24 protein-coding genes are annotated in these 26,063 nt (G+C 51.3%); 20 read left to right on the top strand and 4 right to left on the bottom strand.

Annotation, left to right across the window (positions count from 1 at the left end; genetic code table 11):
* The 10 genes from murD to lpxC all read left to right on the top strand — a co-directional run bounded on the left by murD (position 1) and on the right by lpxC (position 11,080).
* Positions 1–1,374 (top strand): UDP-N-acetylmuramoyl-L-alanine--D-glutamate ligase, encoded by a 1,374-nt coding sequence (gene murD / locus V2P20_RS16000; protein WP_331820047.1) that lies wholly within the window; start codon positions 1–3, stop codon positions 1,372–1,374.
* A complete protein-coding gene (gene ftsW / locus V2P20_RS15995) occupies positions 1,371–2,546 on the top strand; it encodes a putative lipid II flippase FtsW (protein ID WP_331820045.1) in 1,176 nt (391 codons plus the stop codon). The genes murD and ftsW overlap by 4 nt, the downstream gene beginning before the upstream one ends.
* Positions 2,531–3,586 carry an undecaprenyldiphospho-muramoylpentapeptide beta-N-acetylglucosaminyltransferase gene (gene murG / locus V2P20_RS15990; protein WP_331820044.1) on the top strand — a complete coding sequence of 352 codons (1,056 nt, stop codon included), beginning with the start codon at positions 2,531–2,533 and terminating at the stop codon, positions 3,584–3,586. The genes ftsW and murG overlap by 16 nt, the downstream gene beginning before the upstream one ends.
* Positions 3,583–5,034, top strand: a complete 1,452-nt coding sequence (gene murC, locus V2P20_RS15985; RefSeq protein WP_331820042.1) for a UDP-N-acetylmuramate--L-alanine ligase — start codon at positions 3,583–3,585, stop codon at positions 5,032–5,034. Before murG ends, murC begins: the two co-directional genes overlap by 4 nt.
* Positions 5,035–5,057: 23 nt before the next feature.
* On the top strand, positions 5,058–5,945 hold the full coding sequence (gene murB, locus V2P20_RS15980) for a UDP-N-acetylmuramate dehydrogenase (protein WP_331820040.1): 888 nt from the start codon (positions 5,058–5,060) through the stop codon (positions 5,943–5,945).
* Positions 5,942–6,874 carry a D-alanine--D-alanine ligase gene (locus tag V2P20_RS15975; RefSeq protein WP_331820038.1) on the top strand — a complete coding sequence of 311 codons (933 nt, stop codon included), beginning with the start codon at positions 5,942–5,944 and terminating at the stop codon, positions 6,872–6,874. Before murB ends, V2P20_RS15975 begins: the two co-directional genes overlap by 4 nt.
* A gap of 98 nt (positions 6,875–6,972) precedes the next feature.
* A complete protein-coding gene (locus tag V2P20_RS15970) occupies positions 6,973–7,677 on the top strand; it encodes a cell division protein FtsQ/DivIB (RefSeq protein ID WP_331820036.1) in 705 nt (234 codons plus the stop codon).
* Positions 7,655–8,881, top strand: coding sequence for a cell division protein FtsA (gene ftsA / locus V2P20_RS15965; protein ID WP_194968208.1), 1,227 nt, complete (start codon positions 7,655–7,657; stop codon positions 8,879–8,881). Before V2P20_RS15970 ends, ftsA begins: the two co-directional genes overlap by 23 nt.
* Before the next feature lie 32 nt (positions 8,882–8,913).
* A complete protein-coding gene (ftsZ, locus tag V2P20_RS15960) occupies positions 8,914–10,074 on the top strand; it encodes a cell division protein FtsZ (RefSeq protein ID WP_194968209.1) in 1,161 nt (386 codons plus the stop codon).
* 82 nt (positions 10,075–10,156) lie between these two features.
* Positions 10,157–11,080 carry a UDP-3-O-acyl-N-acetylglucosamine deacetylase gene (gene lpxC, locus V2P20_RS15955; protein ID WP_331820032.1) on the top strand — a complete coding sequence of 308 codons (924 nt, stop codon included), beginning with the start codon at positions 10,157–10,159 and terminating at the stop codon, positions 11,078–11,080.
* A gap of 13 nt (positions 11,081–11,093) precedes the next feature.
* On the opposite strand, the gene V2P20_RS15950 is transcribed toward lpxC, so the two are convergent.
* Positions 11,094–11,558 (bottom strand): DUF721 domain-containing protein, encoded by a 465-nt coding sequence (locus tag V2P20_RS15950; RefSeq protein WP_331820030.1) that lies wholly within the window; start codon positions 11,556–11,558, stop codon positions 11,094–11,096.
* A gap of 109 nt (positions 11,559–11,667) precedes the next feature.
* Between V2P20_RS15950 and V2P20_RS15945 the strand changes: the two genes are divergently transcribed.
* The 7 genes from V2P20_RS15945 (at position 11,668) to V2P20_RS15915 (ending at position 17,382) form a co-directional block, all read left to right on the top strand.
* Positions 11,668–13,452: an NAD(P)H-dependent oxidoreductase subunit E gene (locus V2P20_RS15945; protein ID WP_331820028.1), complete on the top strand. Its 1,785-nt coding sequence runs from the start codon at positions 11,668–11,670 to the stop codon at positions 13,450–13,452.
* Positions 13,445–14,161 carry a 2Fe-2S iron-sulfur cluster-binding protein gene (locus V2P20_RS15940; RefSeq protein WP_331820026.1) on the top strand — a complete coding sequence of 239 codons (717 nt, stop codon included), beginning with the start codon at positions 13,445–13,447 and terminating at the stop codon, positions 14,159–14,161. Before V2P20_RS15945 ends, V2P20_RS15940 begins: the two co-directional genes overlap by 8 nt.
* Positions 14,151–14,690 (top strand): NADP oxidoreductase, encoded by a 540-nt coding sequence (locus V2P20_RS15935; RefSeq protein WP_331820024.1) that lies wholly within the window; start codon positions 14,151–14,153, stop codon positions 14,688–14,690. The genes V2P20_RS15940 and V2P20_RS15935 overlap by 11 nt, the downstream gene beginning before the upstream one ends.
* A gap of 6 nt (positions 14,691–14,696) precedes the next feature.
* Complete coding sequence (locus V2P20_RS15930) at positions 14,697–16,199, top strand: Ni/Fe hydrogenase subunit alpha (protein WP_331820022.1); 1,503 nt, start codon at positions 14,697–14,699, stop codon at positions 16,197–16,199.
* Entirely contained in the window at positions 16,192–16,692 is a 501-nt protein-coding gene (locus V2P20_RS15925) for a hydrogenase maturation protease (protein WP_331820166.1), read from the top strand. The genes V2P20_RS15930 and V2P20_RS15925 overlap by 8 nt, the downstream gene beginning before the upstream one ends.
* The gene (locus tag V2P20_RS15920) at positions 16,689–16,952 is read left to right on the top strand and encodes a hypothetical protein (RefSeq protein WP_331820020.1); all 264 of its coding nucleotides are present in this window, start codon (positions 16,689–16,691) and stop codon (positions 16,950–16,952) included. Before V2P20_RS15925 ends, V2P20_RS15920 begins: the two co-directional genes overlap by 4 nt.
* A 220-nt stretch (positions 16,953–17,172) precedes the next feature.
* Positions 17,173–17,382, top strand: coding sequence for a cold-shock protein (locus tag V2P20_RS15915; protein WP_194968218.1), 210 nt, complete (start codon positions 17,173–17,175; stop codon positions 17,380–17,382).
* Positions 17,383–17,451: 69 nt separating this feature from the next.
* On the opposite strand, the gene V2P20_RS15910 is transcribed toward V2P20_RS15915, so the two are convergent.
* Together V2P20_RS15910 and purN are read right to left on the bottom strand one after the other, a co-directional pair.
* Positions 17,452–17,967 (bottom strand): DUF3465 domain-containing protein, encoded by a 516-nt coding sequence (locus tag V2P20_RS15910; protein ID WP_331820018.1) that lies wholly within the window; start codon positions 17,965–17,967, stop codon positions 17,452–17,454.
* Positions 17,967–18,551, bottom strand: a complete 585-nt coding sequence (gene purN / locus V2P20_RS15905) for a phosphoribosylglycinamide formyltransferase (protein ID WP_331820016.1) — start codon at positions 18,549–18,551, stop codon at positions 17,967–17,969. Before purN ends, V2P20_RS15910 begins: the two co-directional genes overlap by 1 nt.
* A 495-nt stretch (positions 18,552–19,046) precedes the next feature.
* Between purN and secA the strand changes: the two genes are divergently transcribed.
* The 3 genes from secA to trmL all read left to right on the top strand — a co-directional run bounded on the left by secA (position 19,047) and on the right by trmL (position 24,966).
* Positions 19,047–21,755: a preprotein translocase subunit SecA gene (gene secA, locus V2P20_RS15900; RefSeq protein ID WP_331820014.1), complete on the top strand. Its 2,709-nt coding sequence runs from the start codon at positions 19,047–19,049 to the stop codon at positions 21,753–21,755.
* A gap of 231 nt (positions 21,756–21,986) precedes the next feature.
* Entirely contained in the window at positions 21,987–24,494 is a 2,508-nt protein-coding gene (locus tag V2P20_RS15895) for a glycogen/starch/alpha-glucan phosphorylase (RefSeq protein WP_331820012.1), read from the top strand.
* Position 24,495: 1 nt separating this feature from the next.
* Positions 24,496–24,966, top strand: coding sequence for a tRNA (uridine(34)/cytosine(34)/5-carboxymethylaminomethyluridine(34)-2'-O)-methyltransferase TrmL (gene trmL / locus V2P20_RS15890; protein WP_331820010.1), 471 nt, complete (start codon positions 24,496–24,498; stop codon positions 24,964–24,966).
* Between the two features lie 93 nt (positions 24,967–25,059).
* Here trmL and V2P20_RS15885 read toward each other — a convergent pair whose 3' ends face one another.
* Complete coding sequence (locus V2P20_RS15885; RefSeq protein WP_331820008.1) at positions 25,060–26,058, bottom strand: NAD(P)H-dependent glycerol-3-phosphate dehydrogenase; 999 nt, start codon at positions 26,056–26,058, stop codon at positions 25,060–25,062.
* Between the last annotated feature and the right edge of the window lie 5 nt (positions 26,059–26,063).

Below are 26,063 nucleotides of genomic sequence, written 5' to 3'. Positions count from 1 at the left end.
ATGGATAAGACAGCGATTACAGAATTGTTAAAAAAGAATTTTGCGCTGGATCCACACAGCGCCAAGGTTTTAGTGGTCGGCCTTGGCGTAACAGGAATTTCAGCGGCACGTTATTTACAAAATCTGGGCATTAAGTTCGCTATCGTCGATAGCCGGGCTAAACCGCCGCTATTGGAGGAATTCTCCCAGCAGATGCCTGACGCCGCGGTTTTTACCGGCGGATTTGATGAAGCGGCTTTTAAGGTTGCTACGCATCTGGTCGTCAGTCCCGGTGTGTCGCTTAATGAGAACGCTATTGTCAAAGCCATTGCCAATGGCGCGAGAGTCGTCAGCGATATTGATCTGTTTGCCTGCTCTGTTGATGTGCCAGTTGTTGCGATTACCGGTTCCAACGGTAAAAGCACCGTGACAACCATGCTCGGCGAAATGGCGAAAGAAGCCGGCAAACGCGTGGGCGTAGGCGGAAATCTCGGGACGCCGGCTCTGGATTTGCTAGAGCAGGATGCGGAACTGTATGTGCTGGAGCTTTCAAGTTTTCAGCTGGAAAGAACCACTGTTTTCAATGCAGCGGCTGCTACCGTGCTTAATGTATCGGCGGATCATCTGGACAGGCATGCCGACATGGCAGGCTATGCTGTGGAAAAGCGCAGGGTTTTCGACGGCAATGGCGTTATGGTCATCAATGTTGATGACCCTGTTGTCAATGCGATGAAAGATGCGAGCAGAGAAGTGCTCACATTTTCTATCAACAGCATGAAAGCGAATTTTTACCTTGCAGCAAAAGACGGCAAGGAATATCTGATGCACAATGATACGATACTGATGCCTCTGGCCGAATTGCCGCTTGAAGGCCGGCATAATGCAGCAAATGCGCTGGCCGCTCTGGCATTAGGCGTAGCTGTCGGATTGGATGAGCAGGCCATGTGCCGGGCATTGCAGAAATTTAAAGGGCTGGCGCACCGCATGCAGCGCGTCGCTGAAATACGCGGCGTCACTTGGGTCAATGATTCAAAGGCAACCAATATCGGCGCCTGCGTAGCGGCTTTGCAGGGGTATGACCGCAAAGTCATTCTGATCGCCGGTGGCGATGCCAAAGGCGCCGATATGAATGAGCTGATGCCCGTCATCAAAGAAAAAGCCAAAAGTGTCGTGTTGATGGGTAAGGATGCGGGACTGATCGAGCAGGCGCTCAATGGCTGTGTACCTGTTTATTCCGCTGAAAATATTTTTCAGGCTGTGCAGATCGCCGCCAATCTTGCTGACGCCGGTGAAAGCGTATTGCTTTCTCCAGCCTGTGCCAGTCTTGATCAGTTTAAAAATTATCAGGATCGCGGCGAGAAATTCACTAAAGCGGTGCTGGAGCTGGTTGCATGAGCGATCGCGCGAAAACGCCGCGGGCCAGGCGATTGCATTTTGATCCGTTGTTGCTAGCGACGTGTACGAGCCTGTTGCTGATCGGTTTCATAATGGTGACGTCATCATCATTGCATTTAGGCGTAAAAATGGCCGATGACAGCCTGCATTATCCGATCAGGCAGCTGATACACATCGGCCTTGGATTATTCCTGGGTGCCGGCGTTATGGCGGTGCCCATGCAAACTTGGGAAAAATGGGGACCGTGGCTGTTCATAACGGGCTTGCTGTTGCTGGTGATTGTGCTGGTGCCCGGCCTCGGCATAAGAGTCAACGGCAGCGTGCGCTGGCTGTCATTAGGCGGTTTGCGCATACAGGTGTCGGAAGTCGTTAAGTTCTTCGCCGTTATCTATATGGCGGGCTATGTTACTCGGCACGAGCAGTCTCTGCGCGAGTCGGCTTACGGGATTGTAAAACCTTTGGCGCTGTTTTCGTTGGCTTGCCTGTTATTGCTGATGGAGCCGGATTTTGGTTCGTCGGTAGTCATTTTATGCATCGCCATGGGCATTATGTTTCTCGCCGGTGCCAGATTGTCGCAATTCATTATTCTGCTGGCCGTAGTGGCCTTGCTGGCCGTCTTGCTGGTTTATTTTTCGCCTTACCGTCTGGTCCGGGTGACCAGTTTCATGAATCCTTGGGCCGATCCGCTGAATACGGGATTTCAGTTGGTGCAGGCGCTGATTTCTTTTGGGCGCGGCGAATGGTTGGGCGTGGGACTCGGCAGCGGCATACAGAAATTATTCTATTTGCCGGAAGCGCATACCGACTTCCTGTTTTCAGTGATTGGCGAAGAGTTGGGGCTGCTGGGCGTAGTGACTGTCATCGGCTTGTTTTCGTTACTGATATGGCGGACTTTTCAGGTGGCTGTCGAGGCAGAAAAGGCAGGGCAAAAATTCTCGGCTTTTGTTGCCTATGGGTTGGCCATCTGGTTTGGTTTTCAGTCGTTCGTCAATATGGGGGTCAACATGGGCATTTTGCCGACGAAGGGGCTGACTTTGCCGCTGATGAGTTACGGCGGCGGCAGTATGATGATTATGTGTTGCGCGGTGGCGCTGCTGTTTCGCGTGCAGAGCGAAGTTTATGAAATTAATGCCAACAGGCCTAAAGGAAAATCGGAATGGGCAAGCGCATAGTCATCATGGCCGGCGGGACCGGCGGTCATGTGTTTCCAGCCTTGGCGGTCGCACAGTCGCTGGCGGAAAAAGGCTGGCAGGTCAGCTGGCTGGGTACGCGGAAAGGCTTGGAAAGCCGTGTCGTTCCCGAGAATGGCATTGAGATTGACTGGCTGTCGGTTTCGGGCGTGCGCGGCAAAGGCATAATGGCCAAATTAAAAGCCGTATTGACACTGGCAAAGGCTTGCACGCAGGCATTGCGAGTCTTGCGGCGGCGCAAACCCGATGTGGTGCTGGGCATGGGCGGATTTGTCGCAGGGCCGGGCGGACTGATGGCAAGATTGCTGGGCATACCTTTGGTCATTCATGAGCAGAACCGTGTACCCGGTACGACAAACCGGCTGCTGGCAAAAATAGCCAATCGCATACTGGAGGCTTTCCCCGACAGTTTTAACAGGGAGGTGAAGGCTGAATGCACAGGCAATCCACTTCGGAAACAGTTTTTAAACAGGCTCGATGACCGCGGCAGGCGGAGCAATCAGGCTGTCCATATCCTGGTCGTGGGCGGCAGCCAGGGCGCCCAGGTATTGAATGAGGTCGTTCCGGAAGCGGTCAGGCAACTGAAAGATGCGCAGATCAAGCACCAGACCGGCACGGCCATGTTCGAGCAAGTCAAAAGCCGATATGAAGCTTTGGGAATTAATGCTGACGTAAGCGCTTTCATAGATGATATGGTGGCGGCCTATCAATGGGCTGATATGGTGATTTGCCGGGCCGGCGCGATGACCGTCAGTGAAGTCGCAGCCTTGGGGGTGCCGGCTATTTTTATACCGCTGCCGCATGCCATTGACGATCATCAAACAGCGAATGCCCGCTATTTAACCGATGCCGGCGCCGGAATCTGCTTGATGCAGAAAGACTTGAATGCCGCAACGCTGGCAGAACAAATAACAAGAATGCTGAAACAACTGGATGTAATGAGTAAAACTGCAAAACAATGCGCCCGCCTGGATGCGACTGAAGTCGTTGCCGGCTATTGCATGGCCGAGGCCGGCTTATGAATTTCCCTAATGTACAGATGCCGACCCAGGTGTTAGGCAAAATCGACCGGATACATTTTGTCGGCATAGGCGGCACCGGCATGAGCGGTATCGCAGAAGTTTTGTCCAATCTGGGCTATAAAGTCTCAGGTTCGGACATAAAAGAAAGCTCGGTCACGCAACGGTTGGCCGGCTTGGGCGTAACCATCAATATCGGACACAAGCGCGAAAATGTTGCAAAAGCGGATGTGGTTGTTGCTTCAAGCGCCATAGACCGCAGCAATGAGGAAATCGATGAAGCGTATCTGAACAGGATACCGGTGATTCCGCGGGCGGAAATGCTGGCGGAATTGATGCGCTTCAGGTTCGGCATTGCCGTAGCGGGCACGCACGGCAAAACCACTACGACCAGCCTGACAGCCAGCATGCTGGCCGAGGGCGGACTTGATCCGACTTTCGTCATTGGCGGCCGGCTGAACAGCGCGGGCAGCAATGCCAAGCTGGGGCTGGGCCATTATCTGGTTGCCGAGGCCGATGAGAGCGATGCTTCATTCCTGTATTTACAGCCGATGATGGCGATAGTCACCAATATCGACCAGGATCATATGGCGACTTATCAAGGCAGCTATCAGCGATTGAAGGAAACGTTTATTGAGTTTCTGCATCATTTGCCTTTTTATGGTTTGGCGGTCATGTGCATGGATGACGAAGGCGTCAGAGAAATTCTGCCGCACATCTCCAAGCCGGTGACCACTTATGGTGTGCATGCCGATGCCGATGTGCGAGCAATCAATATCAAACAGGAAGGCATGCATACTTCTTTTAAAGTGATTCGCCGGAGCGATCATCCGCCGCTGCAGGTCACCTTGAACATGCCCGGCTGGCACAATATGCTCAATGCGCTTGCGGCTATCAGCATCGCGACCCATCTGAATGTCGATGATGAGGCGATCATCAAGAGTCTGGGCGCATTCAAAGGCGTCGGCAGGCGGTTTCAAATTCAGGGCGATCTGGAAATCGCCGGCGGGCAGCTGACATTCGTTGACGACTATGGCCACCACCCGCGCGAGATTGCCGCAACGCTGGAAGCCTTACGGCAGGCCTGGCCGGACAGACGTTCGATTGTTATTTTTCAGCCGCACCGCTATACGCGTACACGGGACTTGTTTGAGGATTTTGTCAAAGTTCTTTCGACCGTTGATGTGCTGATTCTGATGGATGTTTATTCAGCAGGGGAAGCGGTTATTCCCGGCGCAGATGGAAGAGCATTAAGCAGGGCTATTCGCTTGCGTGGCCAGGTTGATCCGGTATTCGTCGAAGACTGGGAAGATCTGCCGCAAATACTGGCTGGGATCGTAAAGCCTGATGACGTGATTTTAACAATGGGGGCCGGCAATGTGGGGCAAGTCGCCACGCAATTGCCGCAACTGCTATTGGACGCTTTCGGGTCAATAACTTGTCAGGATTGAGAGAAGAAAGATTGGATCTTGCGATGAAAGGGCGATTGTTAAATCATGAAAAACTGGCGAAATATACCAGCTGGCGAGTCGGCGGACCGGCTGACCGGTTATATATGCCATCTGATCGACAGGATTTGATAAATTTCATAGCGGAACTGTCTAATACGAAAGGCACAGTTTCAGGACCAGTATTCTGGATGGGACTGGGCAGCAATTTGCTGATCAGGGATGGTGGCATACGCGGCACGGTCATTAATACCAAAGGCCGGTTGAAAGAAATGAGATTGACCCCGGACGGATCGATTTATGTCGAGGCCGGCGTTCCTTGTGCGCATGTGGCGCGCTTCTGCGCGGAGCAAGGACTTGTCGGTGCCGAGTTTCTGGCAGGCATACCAGGAACGATGGGAGGCGCCCTGAAGATGAACGCTGGCGCCTTTGGCGGCGAAACCTGGAGTATTGTTAAAAGCGTGGACATGTTGAATTCGAAAGGCCAGGTTCATATCCGGCTGCCTGAGGATTTCGAGATTAGCTACCGTTCGGTGAAAGGCTGTGACGATGAATGGTTTCTGGCGGCGCATCTAACGCTGCAGCAAGGCGACACAGCAGAGAGTATGCAGCGCATAAAAGGTTTGCTGGAAAAACGGGCGCAAACGCAGCCGACCAACCAGCCGAGCTGCGGATCGGTATTTAAAAATCCGCAAGGCGACTATGCGGCAAGGCTTATAGAGCAGACCGGTTTAAAGGGCTATGCCATAGGCGGCGCCTGCGTGTCGGAAAAACATGCGAATTTTATTATTAATACCGGCACGGCGACGGCTGCCGATATCGAAGCCTTAATTAATTATGTTCAGATTAAAGTAATGGAAAGTCAGGGGGTTGAATTGCAGACTGAAGTTTGTATGGTAGGCGTAGCATTATGAAGCCGTTGAAGATTAAAGAGGCGCGAGAGTTCGGCCGGGTTGCCGTGTTGATGGGCGGGGCCGCCGCTGAAAGAGAAGTTTCATTGAAAAGCGGCGCCGCCGTGTACGAAGCTTTAAAGCGCCAAGGCGTTGATGCAATCGCCATTGATGTGGCAGGCAATCCCATAGAAGCACTGGCCGGGCTTAAGGTTGACCGGGTATTCAACATCATTCATGGACGGGGCGGTGAAGACGGCGTGCTTCAGGCGGTTCTGGATGTCATGGGCATCCCCTATACCGGCAGCGGCGTTCTGGCCTCGGCATTGAGTATGGATAAACTCCGAACCAAGCTGTGCTGGCAGGGTTATGGATTGGTTACGCCTAAATGGTTCTTGCTGAAAGATGAACGTGATCTGGACGATTGCATAGCACAGCTGGGCTTCCCGGTCATTGTGAAGCCGGCTCAGGAAGGCTCCAGCATAGGCATGAGCAAGGCATCCAATCGTGACGAGCTGCAAAGAGCGTTAAAAACGGCGGCAGAATTCCGTTGCGATGTCTATGCGGAGTCTTGGGTGGCAGGCAAGGAATATACGGTTGGTGTATTGAACGGCGAGGCATTGCCGGTCATACGCCTGGAAACGCCGCATGCGTTTTACGATTATGAAGCGAAATACAAGGCCACCACGACTCAATATCATTGTCCGTGCGGCTTGAACCAGGACGACGAGTTGCAGTTGCGTGATCTGGCCGTGAAAGCCAGCCAGGTGCTAGGCGTTAAAGGATGGGCAAGACTCGATGTGTTTGTCGATGATGCCGGGCAATATCAATTGATTGAGATTAATACCGTACCGGGCATGACGGATCATAGTCTGGTGCCGATGGCGGCTAAACAGGCCGGCATTGATTTTGATGAATTGGTTTGGCGGATATTGGAAACCAGTATCGGCTAATGAATAAATACGCGGTAAGAATTCTGGCGGCCGCATTATTGCTGACAGGTTTGATCTGGCTGTACAGGCAGGATGTCAGGAGTTATAGCTCCGACACGATGCCCATTAAATACGTCAGGATAGAAGGCGTCTTTCAATACCTTAGCAAGGATGAGATAAAAACGGCGCTGCAGCCGCTGGTTATGACCAGTTTTTTCTCAGCGGATATGCAGGCGATACACGAAGCTGTCGCGCAACTGCCGTGGGTGCAGACCGCTACGGTTAAACGGGTCTGGCCGGATGCGATTGACATAAAAGTATATGAAAGGAAACCTTATGTACGATGGGGGCAACACAGCCTGTTAAATGAAAGAGGCGAATTGTTTACTCCGAAGAATGTAGAACAATTTCAGACATTGCCTATGCTTGTAGGGCCGGAGCAGCAACACAGGAAAGTTCTGGAAATAATGAAGGGCATTAAAACAGTGCTGGCGGATCAGTCTATGGAGTTGGCCGAGTTTAGCATCGATGACCGGTGGGCATGGAAAATAAAGCTGGCAACCGGTATGGAGATACTGCTGGGACGAAATGAGCCATTAAAGAAACTGCAGCGTTTCTTGAAGACGCTGGTAGTGTTTGGGCCAGAGCAGGTTGGTGCAATGGCTGTGGTTGATTTGAGGTACCCTAATGGCTATGGCGTTTCATGGAAGCCCGGAACTGCTGAAATTGACTGGAAAAAAATTGCAAACCCCGAAAACGAAACAGATGGGCGATTAGAAAAGGCGACACAGAGTAAACAAAATGGCGAAAAAAACAGAGCGTAATTTAATAGTCGGACTGGACATTGGGACTTCCAAGGTCGCTGCTATTGTGGGTGAGCTTACCGGTGAAGGCAGAGTAGAGGTCATAGGCATCGGCTCAACAGCGTCGCGCGGACTGAAAAAAGGCGTAGTCGTTAATCTTGAATCGACCGTGCAATCCATACAGCGGGCCGTGGAAGAGGCTGAATTAATGGCAGGGTGCCAGATCAGGTCCGTATTCGCAGGCATTGCGGGCAGCCATATCAGAAGTCTTAACTCTCATGGCATCGTGGCGATCAAAGACAAGGAAGTGACTCAATATGATATCGACAGGGTCATTGATTCCGCCCGCGCAGTCGCTATCCCTGCCGATCAGAAGATTATTCATATTCTGCCGCAGGAATTTGTCATTGATCTCCAGGAGGGCATTAAAGAGCCTATCGGCATGTCAGGCATACGTCTGGAAGCGAAAGTTCACATGGTCACGGGCAGCGTCAGCGCCGCCCAGAATATCATCAAGTGTATCCGCCGTTGCGGGCTTGAGGTTGAGGATATTGTGCTGGAACAGTTGGCGTCATGCAATTCGGTGCTGACCGAAGATGAAAAGGAACTGGGCGTCTGTTTGATTGATATCGGCGGCGGCACTACGGATATCGCTATTTTTGTCGATGGCGCGATCAAACATACGGCCGTCATTCCGATAGCCGGCGATCAGGTCACCAATGACATTGCCGTTGCCTTGCGCACGCCCACCTTCAATGCGGAAGAGATCAAGCAAAAATATGCCTGTGCATTAACGCAATTAGCCAATATTGATGGCGTCATTGAAGTGCCCAGCATCGGCGACAGGGCACCGCGCAAGATTTCGGTGCAAAGTCTGTCAGAGATTATAGAGCCACGTTATGAAGAGCTGATGCTGCTGGTACAGGCGGAACTGAGGCGCAGTGGATATGAAGAATTGATTGCCGCCGGAGTTGTCTTGACCGGCGGCAGTTCAAAAGTGATGGGATTGATCGAACTGGCGGAAGAAATTTTTCATATGCCGGTCCGCATGGGTATCCCGCAAAATGTGACTGGACTAACCGAAGTTGTGAGAAATCCAGTTCACTCAACAGGGGTCGGTTTATTAATGTATGGAAAAGAGCATCAGAGCGGCGACAGAATCATTGATTCCGAGAGTTCTGGATTGTTTTTAAAAATAAAGAGTTGGTTTCAGGGTAATTTTTAGTATTCGTAGGGTTTATTTAAGGGGCAGCGAAAATGAAATATGAATTAATGGATATGTGTACTGAAACGGCCAATATCAAAGTTATTGGTGTTGGCGGCGGTGGCGGTAATGCGGTCAATCACATGATTGACAGTCACATTGAAGGTGTGGAGTTTATCTGTGCGAATACCGATGCGCAGGCTTTGAGAAGATTGAATGTCGGTACGATTATCCAGCTGGGCGTTGAGTTGACTAAAGGCCTTGGCGCAGGCACCAATCCGGATATCGGAAGACAGGCGGCGGAAGAAAATAAGGAACGCATCAGAGAAGTGATTGAAGGCGCGGACATGCTGTTTTTGACTGCGGGCATGGGCGGAGGTACCGGTACGGGCGCTATTCCGGTTATTGCAGAAATCGCCAGAAGCATGGGTATTCTGACTGTGGCGGTCGTAACCAAACCCTTCCTGTTCGAAGGCAAGAAAAAGTTGGCGGTTGCGGAAAGGGGCATTAAAGAACTTGAGCAATATGTCGATTCATTGATCACGATTCCGAATCAGAAATTATTGCGAGTACTGGGCAGCAGCGTCTCTCTGGTCAACGCGTTCAAGGCTGCCAACGGCGTATTGCTGGATGCGGTGCAAGGCATTACTGAGCTTATCGTGCATCCGGGCATGATCAACGTGGACTTTGCCGACGTGAGAACTGTCATGGCCGGCATGGGCGCCGCGATCATGGGAACAGGGTCGGCGACAGGCGAGCATCGTGCCCGCGAAGCGGCTGAAAAAGCCATTGCCTGCCCATTGTTGGAAGATATCAATTTACAGGGCGCAAGAGGCATTCTGGTCAATATTTCTGCCGCCGATATGGGTATTGCCGAGTTTGACGAAGTCGGCAATATTGTCCATGAGTTTGCTTCCGAAGATGCAATCATCAAGATCGGCACCGCTATTGATCCTGAGCTGGGCGATGAAATTAAGGTCACTGTCGTCGCGACAGGCATGGGATTGGCGGCGTCATCAGCTAAAGGGGGGCCGGTTAAACTGGTACAGAAAGCGGCGGCCGGCGAGGTCGACTATGGCGTGCTCGATAAACCGACAGTCATACGCCAGAACAGACCTGAAACCAGGGAAAACCGGTTCGGAGCGCAACCTAAAAAAGATATCGATCTGGATTATCTGGATATCCCTGCTTTCCTGAGACGGCAGGCCGACTAGACGGAAAGTCGACTTAATCTCTTTTTTGGCCTGGTTGTGGTAGAATTCCTGTTTTGCCCCTTAATTCGGCGTCCTTTATTTTATGATTAAACAGCGAACTTTAAAAAATACAATCAGGGCTACAGGCGTAGGGCTGCATACGGGCGATAAAGTGTATCTGACTTTACGCCCTGCAGAACCGAATACCGGCATTAAATTTCGCCGTGTTGATTTAGATGAGCCGGTTGTCATTAATGCTTCACCGGAAAATGTCGGCGAAACGATGCTTTCAACAACGCTGGTCGCAGGTGACGTAAAAATTTCAACCATAGAACATCTGCTTTCGGCGTTTGCCGGGTTGGGCATCGATAATGCGATTATCGATGTCAGTGCCGCGGAAGTGCCTATCATGGACGGAAGCGCCGGCCCTTTTGTGTTTTTGCTACAGTCGGCCGGGGTTGAGGAGCAGGATAGCCCAAAACAGTATATTCGCATAAAGCGCAGCATCAGAGTTGAAGACGGTGATAAATGGGCGGCTTTCGAGCCATTTGAAGGCTTTAAGGTGACGTTTACCATCGATTTTGAGCACCCGGCATTTGATGAGCGTGTCAAAACTGCAACAATGGATTTCTCGTCCACGACTTTTGTAAAGGAAGTAAGCCGAGCCAGAACCTTCGGTTTCATGAAGGATATCGATATGCTCCGGCAGAATAATCTTGCTTTGGGAGGCAGTCTCGATAACGCCATCGTGGTGGATGACGATAAGATTCTCAACGAGGATGGCTTACGTTGTGCGGATGAGTTCGTTAAGCACAAAATTCTTGATGCGATAGGCGACCTGTACCTCCTGGGGCATAGTTTGATCGGCGCCTTTACCGGTTATAAGTCCGGGCATGGACTGAACAACAAATTATTGCGTACTTTACTGAACGACAAAGACGCGTGGGAAATGGTTACGTTTGATGAAGAAGAAGACGCGCCGATTTCCTTCATGCGCTCCGCGCAATCACCGCGGTCCGCTGCATAAAGTCCGCTCTGGGCTATCCGGCATCGTCGGATAACCGCTGCAGCGTTGCGCTTAACTTCAGCAACGCTTGTTTCAACTGATTATCCGGAACATTCAGACCCAGGTTCCGGATGATTTCAATTTTGTCCTTTGCCGGCACATTGGCTTTCCTGATTGGTTTTTCATAAAGGCTTTTCTGCTCGGTAAGGATTTTAACCTGCATAAGGGCGACAGGCTCACGCGTGATTGGCGCAACAGCGGCAAGAATGGCTTGGCTATAAAAGCGCAACTGTGATGCCCAGGCCGCGGAATCCGTATAAATCAGCAATTTCTTATCGTTTATTACGCAATAGCGCGCATGTTTTGCCAGGGCTTTCGGCAATGCCTCCCGAATGTGTTGCAGAACCTGACGTTGCTGCTCGATCCGGCTGTAAAAATGGGCAATGGCCCGGTTTGGAAACGATAGCGCCGCTTTAAATGCGACTGGTTTTTTAGCCATGTACGTGTGAAAAGGTTCTTACAGGAATGTTGGATTATTTAAGAAATTATCATATAGTGACAAAGAAGTTCATTTTCTCATACTGTAAATACGCAACCAGGCGGATAAAATGAAACAATTCATTCAGGATCTTGCAGAAAAACATAACAACCAGGAAAAACAGCTGCTTCAGATCCTGCGAGAGGTTCAGGCCTGTTGCCATTATATCCCGGAACAGGCGATAGAACAGTTATCCGGATTATTGTCCATTCCCCGAACGCGAATCACCGGCGTAGTCGAATTCTACAGCTTTTTGCACTTGACCCCCAGAGGTCAGTATGAACTGCTGATCAGCGATTGCATTACCGACCACATGCGGGACAAAAAAGACCTGACCGGTTATTTGGCAGATAAGCTGAACGTGGCTGTCGGCGCGGTGCGTAAAGATGGCTTGGTCAGTCTCGATAATACCTCCTGTACGGGCATGTGCGATCAGGGCCCCGCCGGCATGGTTAACGGCTATGCCTTAACCCGCCTGGACCGGGACCGGATTGACCGGATCGCTGATTTGATCAATCGCCGGGAGCCATTGGCTGCGTGGCCGGCTGATCTGTTCTATGTCGACGACACTGTAGCCAAGCCAGGGCTTTTATTAAAACAGTCCATTATGCAAGGCGCCGCGCTCAGAGCAGCCTTTAAAAGAGGTCTGAAAGCCACGCTGGCGGAAATTGACCAATCCGGTTTGCGAGGCCGAGGCGGAGCCGGTTTCAAGACCGCCATGAAATGGGCGTTCTGCGCCGGCGAAGCACAGAACGAGCGTTATGTCGTCTGTAACGCTGATGAAGGCGAACCCGGCACATTTAAGGATCGGGTGCTGCTGAGTTCATTTGCGCATCAGGTCTTTGAAGGCATGACCCTGTGCGCAGCGATTACCGGCGCCAGGAAAGGCTTCCTGTATTTGCGCGGCGAGTATCTGCATCTTTATGACCAGTTGCAGAGTATCCTGGATCAACGCAGGCAGGCCGGCCTGCTCGGAACCAATATTCTCAGGGAGGGGCTGGATTTCGATATCGACATCCACCTCGGCGCTGGCGCTTATATCTGCGGTGAAGAATCGGCGCTGATCGAATCGCTGGAAGGCAAAGCCGGCATTCCGCGCAACCGCCCGCCTTATCCTGTCACTCACGGGTATCTCGGCAAGCCGACGGTAGTCAACAACGTCGAGACATTTTTTGCCGCGAGCGCAATTGCCGTCAATGGCGCCGACTGGTTCACAAAGGCCGGAACGGAGAAATCAACGGGCACGAAAATTCTCAGCATCAGCGGAGATTGCGCCAGACCCGGCATCTACGAATATGCGTTCGGCACAACCATTCAAACGGTATTGAATGATTGCGGTGCAACGGATGTGCTGGGCGTGCAGATCGGCGGCCCTTCCGGCACGTTTATTTCCAGCCAGGAATTCGACCGTAAGCTGGCTTTCGAGGATCTGGCGACTGGCGGATCAGTCATTATTTTTAACGAAAGCCGTAGCATTTTCGATATCGTTCATAACTTCACGCACTTTTTTGCGCATGAAAGCTGCGGATTTTGTACGCCGTGCCGGGTTGGAACTTCGTTATTGAAGAAGCAGGTCGATAAAATTCATGAAGGGCATGGCTCGGCCGGCGATGTCGCGGCCCTTGAAGAATTGAGCCGGCTGATCAAGGGCTACAGTCACTGCGGCTTGGGGCAAACGGCCGCCAATCCGGTGTTGACGACTTTGGAGCGCTATCCTGAGTTGTATCAGAACAAACTGAAGAAAATCAGCTACGAACCGGGATTTGATCTGGATGGGGCGCTGGATATCGCCAGACGCCTGGCTCAGCGCGATGATGCCGCGGCTCATTTATCTCAGGTGGGGGATCATGACTAAAACCATTACGATTGACGGCAAGACCATCCCTTTCGAAGAAGGCCAGACCATTATGGAGGCCGCGGCTGCGGCCGGCGTTTATATCCCGCATTTGTGCCATCATCCGGAATACGCGCCGCACGGCAGCTGCAAGCTGTGCTCGGTCTCCGTGAATGGCCGGTCCTGCACTGCCTGCACATTCCCGGCCATGGAAGGGCAGGAAATACTCAATGACACCAGGGAACTGAATGACAGCCGGCGCAGAATCACACAAATGCTGTTCGTGGAGGGCAATCATTTATGCCCGGGCTGCGAAAAAAGCGGCAATTGCCAGTTGCAGGCCGTCGGCTATTACCTGAATATGCTCGACAACCATTTCCTGCACTTCTTTCAACCGCGTCAACTGGATGCTTCGCATCCCGATGTGCTGGTCGATCGCAACCGCTGCATTTTTTGTACGCTGTGCGTGCGTGCCAGTCATAGGGATGGCAAGGACGTGTTCGCGATCAGCGGCCGCGGCATCAACAAGCGGCTGATTTTCAATTCCGAGAGCGGCCTGTTAAAGGACACCGATCTGGACGTCAATGATCGGGCCGCGCATATCTGCCCTACCGGGGCCATTTTGATCAAGCGCACCGGATTTACCGTTCCGATCGGCGAGCGCCTGTTTGACGGCAAGACCATCGCGGAAACCAGTCTGGATTATGAGCGGGGTGATCATGACGGATAAAGTCAAAGTGGCAACCGTGTCGCTGGCAGGCTGTTTCGGCTGCCATATGTCGCTGCTCGATATTGATGAACGCATAGTGCAGCTGGCTGGTCAGGTTGAATTCATCCGCTCGCCGCTTACCGATATAAAGCGTTGCACCGATTGCGATATAGGCCTGATCGAGGGCGGGGTGTGCAATTCGGAAAATGTCCATACGTTGCGGGAATTCCGCAAGCACTGCAGGATTCTGGTGGCTGTCGGCGCCTGCGCCATTAACGGCGGCCTGCCCAATTACAGAAACTATGTGCCGTTGGAAGAATGTCTGGGGGAATCTTATCTGGACGGGATCGGCGTCGAGAACCCGCATATCCCCAATGATCCCGAACTGCCTTTGTTGCTGGACAAGGTATATCCGGTGCATGAAGTCGTCAAGATTGACTATTTTCTGCCGGGCTGTCCGCCTGCAGCCGATGTATTCTGGAAATTCCTGACCGATCTGCTGGAAGGGCGCGACCCTGCACTGCCTTATGAATTGATCCACTACGATTAGATGCCTATGTACGATTATTTGGAAACGGCCGAAAATCCGGAAAACCTGAAGCGCGTTGCCATCGATCCGGTTTCGCGCGTCGAAGGGCACGGCAAGATCACCTTACTGCTGGATCAGGACAACAAAGTCAAACAGGCCCGGCTGCATATCGTCGAATTCCGGGGCTTCGAGCGCTTCATGCAGGGCCGGCCCTACTGGGAGTTTCCGGTTATCGTGCAGCGCCTGTGCGGCATTTGTCCGATCAGCCATCAATTGGCCGCCGGCAAGGCCATCGATCAACTGGTCGGCGTTGATCCGCAGAATTTGCCGCCGGCGGCAGACAAGCTCAGGCGCCTGCTGCACTTCGGGCAGGTGCTGCAGTCCCATGCCCTGCATTTCTTTTATCTGGCCAGCCCGGATTTGCTGTTCGGCTTTGAAAGCGATCTCAATAAGCGCCACATTGTGGCCGTACTGGAAGCCTATCCGGATATCGGCCTGCAGGGCATCAAGCTGCGCAAATACGGCCAGGAAGTCATCCGCATGATCTGCGGCAAACGCATACACGGGACGGGGGCCATTGCCGGCGGCATGAACAAAGCGTTGGCTCAGGCAGAGCGTGACTACCTACTGCAAGATATCGATCAGATAATAGCCTGGGCGGCAGGGGCTGTAGAGCTGGTCAAAAAAGTGCACGGCTCCAACCTGCCGTATTATGATCAGTTTGCCACGATACGCAGCAATTATCTAGGCCTGACCAGGCCTGACGGCGCGCTGGAGCTTTATCATGGCGGCTTGCGCGCCAGGAATGATAAAGGCGAGACCATCATCGATCATGTGGACTATTGCCGATATAACGACTATATCCATGAAGAAGTACGTTCATGGAGCTATATGAAATTCCCTTATCTATTGTCGCTGGGCAAGGAGAACGGTTGGTATCGCGTAGGTCCTTTGGCTCGCGTCAATAACTGCGATTACATCGATACGCCGTTAGCGGAAACTGCGAGGCTGGAATTCAAGGCATACGGCGGTGAAGCCATGGTGCACAGCACGCTGGCTTATCATTGGACGCGCATGATCGAAGCCCTGCATTGCGCCGAACGCATCAAGGAACTGCTGAACGATCCTCAAATCTTGAGCCATGATCTGGTTGCTCAAGGCGAGAAACGTTACGAAGGCATTGGCGTGATCGAGGCGCCGCGCGGCACATTATTTCATCATTATCGTGCCAACGACGACGGTCTTGTCACCAAGGTGAATCTGATCGTTTCGACCACCAGCAACAATATGGCCATGAATGAATCCGTACGACAGGTCGCGGCAGAGTACCTGTCCGGCCAGGAATTGACGGAGCCGTTGCTAAACAATCTGGAGGTCGCCGTTCGCGCCTATGATCCCTGTTTGTCCTGCGCGACGCATGCCGTCGGAAAAATGCCGCTGCAGCTGGAATTGATCGATGCGGAAGGCAAGCTGATCGATAGGCTGGTCAGGCACAGCGACGGTGAATTCGAGCATAACCTGGATGGTTAAGCCGGTCCTGCTGTTTGGCTATGGGAATCTCAGCCGCGGCGACGATGCCCTGGGGCCGCTGTTGCTGGAGTTCGTTGAATCCCATTTGGACCTGGACAATATCGATATATTATCCGATTTTCAGCTGCAGATCGAACATGCGCTGGATCTTGAGAACAGAGCTTTGGTTTTGTTTGTCGATGCGTCCGTATCCTGCGCGAAAGCATTCGATTTTGCCGAACTCAGTCCGGCACGCGACAAAAGCTACAGCACACACGCACTGAATCCTTCCGCGGTTCTGGCCGTGTATCAGGATGTCAAGAAACAAACGCCGCCGCCGTGTTTCCTGCTGAGCATTAGAGCGCAGCAATTTGAACTCGGCTCCGGATTGAGCCTGGACGCTGAGGTTTGCTTAACGCAGGCCAGTCAGTTTGCGGCACTGTTATTGAATAATCCGGCGCTCGATTTTTGGCGGCGGCAGGCAACGTCATGCAAGGAAGAGAGTCATGCATGAGATGTCATTGCTTGAAAATGTGCGGGAAACTCTGGAAAAAACATGCTGAAAGCCAGGCTACCAGGATGATACTGGAAATCGGCAAGTTGTCCTTTTGTAGATCCGGCCGCCTTGCGGTTTGGTTTCAATATGATCATGAAGGACTCGCTCAATATGCCGTACAGGTCAATCCCGCCTTTCAGATCATCAAGTTATCGGCGGCCAAAGGCGGTTATTTCTTCGATCGGCTGGCCCGGAATATCAAGCCGGCGTCCAGATAGCGGCTGACTATCTGGAAAAAGGTTGATTTAATAAATTGACATGCCTGGAATGCCCATATAGAATGACCGTTAGCTCGAAATACGATTTACCGCATGTTTATCTTTACGAAGTTCTTCTGTAGTTGCTCGTCCTGTTTATCATTAAGTAATTCTTCATTTCCCAGCTCCACCGGCCTTAACAGGCTAAATTACTAATTTTTATTTTAATAGGATTGCAATTATGGCTTCCACTACTACCGGTACCGTTAAATGGTTTAACTCTGAAAAAGGCTTCGGCTTTATTCAACAAGAAAACGGCCCTGATGTATTTGTTCATTTCCGTAACATTAACGGCTCCGGCTTTAAATCCCTTGATGAAGGCCAAAGAGTACAGTTTGTTGTGACTCAAGGCCAAAAAGGCCCGCAAGCAGAAGAAGTAACTATCATCTAATTTGCGTAAAAGCCGTAGCAGTCAAAAGGCTGCTACGGCTTTTTTATGCCCGTTTATTAAAGCAGCAAGCTACTCATATCTCCTGCCGTTATAGGTTAGCCACCCGCCTTCATGCTGGCCTTGCGGATCATGATGCGTCCAGTGAATGACGCCGCCTTTATTGTTCCATTCATACTCGCCAGAAAAACTGATCATTGATCCTTCGCTGATGCCCTCGACTTTGGGCGCTAGATCGATGTTGTGCGCAATCAATACGGACTGGCCGGAACTTAACCGCACGATAAAGCGCTGATGCCTCGAGCCGTTGGTATCGTCGGGCAGTATTTTGACAATCGTGCCGGCTTGCCTGACTTGTATGTTGCTGCGCTGGTTTTCGAAAGCGTCAGTTAAGGTATCTAAGTCGGTAAAGTCTTGAACATCGTTTTGTCGGCTTTCAAAATCACCTGTTAGGCTTTTTAGGCTGGCAAGACCGTTTTTATCAGTTGAGGCTGGCTTATTTTCGCAGCCGGGCAGCAGCATGCCTGCGCTGCCGGCAATCAAAAAAGCCAAGGCTGCGTTTCTGATCAAAGCTTTAGTTGATCGCATTACAGCTTTCCCTCAACGATATCCTTAAGCGTTTCCAGGTAGAGATCGCCTTCCGTTGCCTGTACGCGGGCGCGTAAAGAATCGACCGTGTCGTCAGGCAAAACCGGCACATGGCTCTGCTTGAGCACGGGACCTTCGTCATAGCGTTCGTTGATAAGATGCACGGAGGCGCCGGAGACCGTGTCGCCCGATTTCAGCACGGCTTCATGGACGCGATCCCCGTAGAGGCCGTGGCCGCCGTGCTTCGGCAATAACGCCGGGTGTATGTTCAGGATATGCCCGTTAAAGCGCGCCAGCGTATGCGGTCCGATTTTTTTCATATAACCCGACAGCACGACCAGATCGGTCTGGGCTTCAGCCAGCGTGTTCATAATCGCCAGGTCTTCGCTTTCCGGATCGGGATGCGTTTTGGCATTGATCAGATGCACGGGGATATGCTGCTCCTGACACCAGCGCAATATGGCTGAGTCGGAATTGTTGGTGATGACTACACCCAGTTCGGCGGTTAAGGCTTTTTGCTCAATGGCGGCGATGATGTGTCTGGCGGAAGAGCCTCCATGTGAGGCGATGAAGCTGATTTTCATGGATATTGATTTTTATAGGTTAATCGAAAAGGTAGGTTCAACATATTCTAAGCAGTTGTTTGCCACTTCAGAATGCAGCTGATGTTAATAAGCAGTGTTTTTAGCGTAGTCAGTCCTTCTGTTGGCGCTTTGGATATTGGCATGGACACAAGCAATGCAGCCTTGTTGATTTTGAAACGCTGTCCTGTGGACATGGCTAATTTTACCAAGACTCTGGCTAGGATGCCGCATGTTAAATCGCGTGGATAATAGATTTCAATGCCCGCCTTGAGCAATCTCTGAAGAAGTTCGGCAATATCAGCGCAGTACTCTAAATGCCGTGTAACCCCCAGTCCCTGAAAAACCTTTGAGATCAATCCGTAAATGTTCCTTGTTGATATTCAAAGTTTTGACCCCATAGTTTAAGGGTGTTTTTAGCTGTAACTAAAAAATTAGACAGTATATAATCCAACGCTTTGAATCAATTTTTTACTAAATACAACACCGGAAAAAAATATGCTCGGTAAGCTGGTTAGATTAGTTGTAGGGAGCCGTAACGACAGGCTTATAAAGAACAAAAGGAAGTTGGTCAAAAAGATCAATGCATTAGCTTCTGAATACGAAAAATTATCTGATGAAGCCCTAAGAGGCAAAACGCAGGAGTTTCGTGACCGTCTGGCGCAAGGCGAAAAGCTCGATAACCTGCTTCCTGAGGCATTCGCAACAGTCAGAGAGGCGTCCACACGCGTTTTTGGCATGCGTCATTTCGATGTACAGCTGATCGGCGGCATGATCCTGCATGACGGCAAAATCGCTGAAATGAAAACCGGTGAAGGTAAAACCCTGATGGCGACTCTGGCGGCTTATTTGAATGCGTTGCCAGGACGCGGCGTGCATGTCGTGACCGTCAATGATTATCTGGCCAGACGCGACTCCGAGTGGATGGGGCGCCTGTACGGCTTTTTGGGATTGACGACCGGCGTCATCGTCAGCCAGCTTGACAGCCGTGAGCGGCGCCAGGCTTATGCATCCGATATCACCTATGGAACCAACAACGAATTCGGCTTTGACTACCTGCGCGACAACATGGCGTTCAGCCTGGAGCAGAAAGTTCAGCGCGATCTGCACTTTGCCATCGTCGACGAGGTGGACTCGATTCTGATCGATGAAGCGAGGACGCCGCTGATCATTTCCGGCCCTACCGAGGAAGGCACCGAGGTTTATGTCAAAACCAATGAGATCATACCGTTCCTGACCAAGCAGGAAAAAGAGGGCGAGAAAGGCGATTATTCGGTCGATGAGAAAGTCCGTCAGATTTATCTGACTGAAGAAGGCCATGAGCGCATAGAGCGTTTGATGGTCGAACATGGCCTGATGGCCGAAGGCAGCAGTCTTTACGACGCGGCCAACATTCGCCTGATGCATTATCTGAATGCATCGTTGCGGGCGCATATACTGTTTCAAAAAGATGTCGATTACATCGTAGCCAATAATGAAGTCATCATTGTCGATGAATTCACAGGCCGTATCATGCCGGGCCGGCGCTGGTCCGAAGGTTTGCATCAGGCGATCGAAGCGAAAGAGCATGTCACAATCCAGAATGAAAACCAGACGCTGGCTTCAATTACGTTCCAGAACTATTTCCGCTTGTACCATAAGCTGTCGGGCATGACTGGAACGGCCGACACGGAAGCGTTCGAGCTGAACAAGATTTACGGCCTTGAAGTGGTCGTGGTGCCCACACACAGACCTATGGTCCGTAAGGATCTGGGGGATGTGGTTTATCTGACTGCACGTGAGAAATATGAAGCCGTAGCCAAGGATATCCAGGCTTGCGTCGAACGCGGCCAGCCGGTTCTGGTCGGCACGACATCGATCGAGAACTCGGAACGGCTGTCGGCATTGCTGAAAAAACAGGGCATCAAGCACGAAGTACTCAATGCCAAACAGCACGAGCGCGAGGCGCATATCGTTGCGCAGGCGGGTATGCCCGGCGCCGTCACGATCGCGACTAATATGGCCGGACGCGGTACCGATATCGTGCTCGGCGGCAACCTGGAGGCGGAACTGGCCGCTTTGGGTGAGGATGCGGCTGAAGACGAAAAGGAAAGGATACGCGGCGCCTGGTTGGACAGACATGAGCGGGTTATTGAAAGCGGCGGTCTGCATGTGATCGGTTCGGAGCGCCATGAATCGCGCCGTATCGACAATCAGTTAAGAGGCCGCTCCGGACGTCAGGGCGACCCGGGGTCAACACGTTTTTACCTGTCGCTGGAAGACGATCTGATGCGTATTTTCGCCTCGGAGCGTGTAGCGGGGCTGATGCAGAAATTAGGCATGGGCGATGGTGAGGCAATCGAGCATCCCTGGGTAACGCGTTCCATCGAAAATGCCCAGCGCAAGGTCGAAGCGCGTAACTTCGATATTCGCAAGGAAATTCTTGCTTATGACGATGTCGCCAATGACCAGCGTAAAGTAATCTATGAACAGCGTAATGAGCTGATGGCGGCGGCAGACGTTTCCGACATTGTTTCAGCGATACGCGAAGATGTCGTCAATGACGTCATTACACAGTATATTCCGCCTAAGACTATGGAAGAGCAGTGGGATATAAAAGGTCTGGAGGAACATTTGCACCAGGAATTCAACGTTCAAATTCCAGTGCAAAAAATGCTTGATGAAGATAAGGCTCTGCAAGAAGCAGCCTTGCGCAATCGCATCATCGATATTCTGGAACAAAACCATAAAGAAAAAGAACAGCAGATTTCCAAGGAAGTTTTACAGCATGTTGAAAAATCAGTCATGCTGCAAGTACTGGATAACAGCTGGAAAGAACATCTGGCCGCGATGGACTATCTGCGTCAGGGCATTCACTTGAGAGGCTATGCGCAAAAAGATCCCAAGCAGGAATACAAGCGTGAAGCCTTTCAGATGTTCACTGCGCTGCTCGATCATATAAAGCATGAAGTCATCACTATTTTGGCAAAAGTTCAGGTCCGTCAGGAAGAAGATGTGCAGGCTCTTGACGAACAGATGCAGGCGCCGAAAGAGATGCATTTCGAGCATGCGGAGGCTTCGGCTCTGGAGGAGCCGCCACTGGAAGTTTCGCCAGAGGAGAAGCCCGCACAGCCTTTCGTTCGTGCCAGCGATAAGGTTGGTCGCAATGATCCTTGCCCTTGCGGGTCAGGCCTGAAATATAAACAATGTCATGGCAAGTTAAGTTGATTCTTTAGATAAACCGCTTCCGGCAGTTAGGCAGACTGGCCGGAGAACCCGGAATAATGTGTTCGAATAACATAATTATCGGGTTCTCCGGCCATTTTGTTATAAATAGCCAAGCCCCTGCCGATCTGAAAAATCCCTTAAAAATAACCATGCCCATGAGGCCGAGGCTTGATCAGGGTGTGTTTAATGGTTAACATCGATTTCATATAAATTCCTCAAGTATTAAGAATTATGCCGAATAGAAGTTTCAAGAAAAGTAAACCCGCTCCAGCCATTACTACGCTTCCGGACTTAGGAATGGATAAAGAACACTTGGTGGCCGATTTTAAACATTATTACGGGCACAGGCTTGGCAGAGACGAGCATTGCAAATCGCCGCATTACGCCTATGAAGCGTTGGCTATGGTTGTCAGCGATCGGCTTATAGTGCGCTGGAAGGAAACCTATAATGCATACAGGGATGAGGATTGCAGAAGAGCGTTCTATTTGTCCATGGAGTTCCTGATGGGGCGTACATTAAGCAATGCTATGCTTAATCTGGGCATTAATAATGCAGTCGATAGCGCCATGTATGAATTGGGGCTGGAGCTTGAAGAACTGATCGACAGCGAACCGGATGCCGGTCTCGGCAATGGCGGCCTGGGGCGTCTGGCGGCGTGTTTTATCGACAGCTGCGCGACATTGCAGCTGCCTGTGACCGGATATGGCTTGCGTTATGAATATGGCATGTTCTCCCAGGATATCGTTAATGGGGAACAGGTGGAAAAACCGGACCATTGGCTGCGTAATGGCAATGTCTGGGAGATTGAGCGTCCTGAGTATACACATCGCATCAAATTCGGCGGACGCACTGAGACCCATGCCGATGAGCACGGCAATAAAAAAGTTTATTGGGTCGATACCCATGACATATTGGCTGTTCCGTTTGATACGCCGATTCCCGGCTACCAGAACGGCACAGTCAACACGCTGCGTTTATGGAAGGCCACGGCAACGGAAGAGTTTGATTTGCAGGAATTCAATGCCGGCGATTATGCGGAATCGGTTGCAGCCAAGAATACGGCCGAAAATATCACCATGGTGCTGTATCCGAACGATGCCAATGAAAACGGCAAGGTTCTGCGTTTGCGCCAGCAATACTTGCTTGCCTCGGCAAGCTTGCAGGATGTGATCGCCAACTGGGTCGGACGGCACGGCAACGATTTCTCGGAATTTGCGGCGAAAAATTGTTTTCAGTTGAACGATACCCATCCGAGCATAGCGGTTGCGGAATTAATGCGTCTGCTGATCGACATGTACGGCCTGGACTGGGATGAGGCCTGGCATATTACCCGCAACACGATGGCGTACACTAACCACACGCTCTTGCCGGAAGCGCTGGAGCGGTGGCCGGTTGATTTGTTCAAGCAATTATTGCCCCGTCTGATGGAAGTCATTTTTGATATCAATGCCCATTTTCTGGCGGAAGTATCGGCGCGTTGGCCCGGCGATATAGATCGGTTGGCGCGCATGTCGCTGATTGAGGAAGGCCCTCAGCAACAGGTCAGAATGGCCTATCTGGCGATAGTCGGCAGCTATTCAGTCAATGGTGTTGCCGAGTTGCATTCAAAGTTGCTGCAACAAGGTTTGTTTCGGGACTTTTATGAGCTCTGGCCGGAGAAATTCAACAATAAAACCAATGGCGTAACGCCGCGCCGCTGGCTGGCAGGCTGTAATCCGGAACTGGCGCAGCTGATTACTGGAGCCATAGGCGATGGCTGGCTGACCGATTTGTCTTTATTAAAAAATCTGAAGCCGTTTGCCGACGACAAGGCGTTCCGCGAACGCTGGTATCAGGTCCGGCAAAATGCCAAGGAAAGGCTCATCAATTATAAAAAGCAGGAACATGATATCGATCTGGACGCGGATGCTTTATTTGATGTGCAGGTAAAGCGAATTCATGAGTATAAGCGTCAATTGCTGAATGTACTCCATGTCATTCATCTTTATGACCGCATTAAACGCGGTGACACGGCAACCTGGACCAATCGCTGCGTGTTGATCGGCGGCAAGGCCGCACCGGGCTATTACATGGCGAAAAAGATCATAAAGCTGATCAATAATGTTTCCCATGTCATCAACAGCGATCCCGATATTGGCAATAAGCTGAAACTGGTTTTCATGCCTAATTACCGGGTGTCGGCCATGGAAAAAATCTGTCCGGGCACTGATCTGTCAGAGCAGATTTCAACGGCCGGCAAGGAAGCCTCGGGCACCGGCAATATGAAGTTCATGATGAACGGAGCTTTGACGATTGGTACTTTGGATGGGGCCAATATCGAAATTCGGGAAGAAGTCGGTCATGAGAATTTCTTCCTGTTCGGTTTGACCGAAGCGCAGGTTGAAGAATTGAGCCATCATTATGACCCTGCTTCAATCATCAGTCAGGATGAGGATCTGCAGCGTGTTATGAATCTGCTGGAGTGCGGGCACTTCAACCAGTTCGAACCGGGCATCTTTGACGATATCATTGCATCGGTTAAAAGTCCGCACGACCCGTGGAAGACTGTTGCCGATTTTCGCAGCTATGTCGATGCCCAAAACCGTGTGGAAGATGCTTATCGCGATAAGGATCACTGGATTCGCATGAGTATCCTGAATTGCGCGGCCAGCGGTAAATTTTCCACGGATAGGACGATTGCCGATTACAATGACGATATCTGGAAACTGACGCCGGTCAGTGTAGGCAATAAAGATTAAGATGTTTCATATCGTCTTGTATGAGCCGGAAATTCCTGCGAATACCGGCAATATTATTCGTTTATGCGCGAATACGGGCGTTCAACTGCATTTGATTGAACCGCTGGGTTTTGAATTGGATGATAAAAAACTGCGCCGTGCGGGTCTCGATTATCATGAATGGGTTGATGTTAGGGAACATGATTCTTTGGCTGCCTTTATGGATAGCGTCAGGCCTGAGCGCTTGTTTGCGCTGACTACCAAGGGGCGGCAAGTCTATAGTGAGACGGCTTTTCAGTCCGGGGACGCTTTTTTGTTCGGGCCGGAGACAAGAGGTTTGCCTGAGGCTGTTCTGGCAGGACTTGCTCCCGACAGGCGCCTGTATTTGCCTATGAGAGCGGAAAGCCGGAGCCTGAATTTGTCCAATACCGTTTCAATTGTCTTGTACGAGGCTTGGCGGCAGATGTCTTTTTCAGGCGCGCTGATAAAGTAGAGATCCCTGCTCAGCCGATGAGCAGGGCGGTGCGATAAAAGTCAGTGGATGAACTGTCAATTGATTTTTAATGCTGTTCCTTTGAGGGCGGCATTAAGACTCGGATTTTTGCTCGCGCGCCAGCAGATTCTCTACTGCCGTCAGTGGCGGCAAGCCTTCGTATAAAACCTTATAGGTCTGTTCAGTGATAGGCATCTCTATGCCATATTTTTGAGCCAGCAGGAACGTTTCCTTTGCGGCTGAAACGCCTTCAATTTCCTGGCCGATTTCCCGGGTTGCCGTCGCTCTGTCTTTGCCTTGACCCAAAGCCAGGCCAAAGCGCCGGTTTCTGGACTGGTTGTCTGTGCTGGTCAGAATAAGGTCACCCAAGCCAGCCAAACCCATGAAGGTTTCCTGTTTGCCGCCAAGTTTGACGCCTAGGCGGATGACTTCGGTGAGGCCTCGTGTAATCAAGGCTGCCCGTGTGTTAGCGCCAAAACCAAGGCCATCGGCAATGCCAGTGGCAATAGCCAGAACGTTTTTTACAGCGCCTCCTACTTCCACGCCAATCAGATCGGAACTGGTATAGGCACGGAAACGGCCGCTGTGCAGAATATCGGCTAATTGGTTGGCGAAGTTCGGCTGAAATGATGCGATCGTGACGGCGGTGGGCAGATCGGCGGCAACCTCGCGGGCAAAGGAAGGGCCTGAAAGGACGGCTGCAGGCGTTTGTGCAGAAAAGACTTCAGCCACTATTTCATGCAGTAATGCGCCTGTTTGCGGGTTAAAGCCTTTGGTAGCCCAGGCAATTTTTACATCATCGGATACATAAGACTTGAGCTTGATCAACGTATCTTTAAAGGCATGGCTGGGCACTGAAACGAGTATCAGGTTGCTGAATGCAGCAGCTTCAGCCAAGTCCGTCGTCACGGAAAGCGTTTCCGGAAAAGGCAAGCCAGGCAGATAGCGGGCATTTTGCCGATCTCTTGCCAGATTTGCGATATGATCCGGATTGTGGCCCCATAACAGTGTTTGACAACCGTTTCTGGCAGCCAGAATCGCAAGCGCCGTTCCCCAGGAGCCGGCGCCCAGAACAGATATTTTTTTATTCATATTCG

Origin of the sequence: Methylobacter sp. Wu1 (genome assembly GCF_036553575.1) — a bacterium.
Taxonomy (GTDB): Bacteria; Pseudomonadota; Gammaproteobacteria; order Methylococcales; family Methylomonadaceae; genus Methylobacter.
Note: the sequence above shows the minus strand (reverse complement) of the source record. Positions and strands in the feature narration are given on the sequence as shown.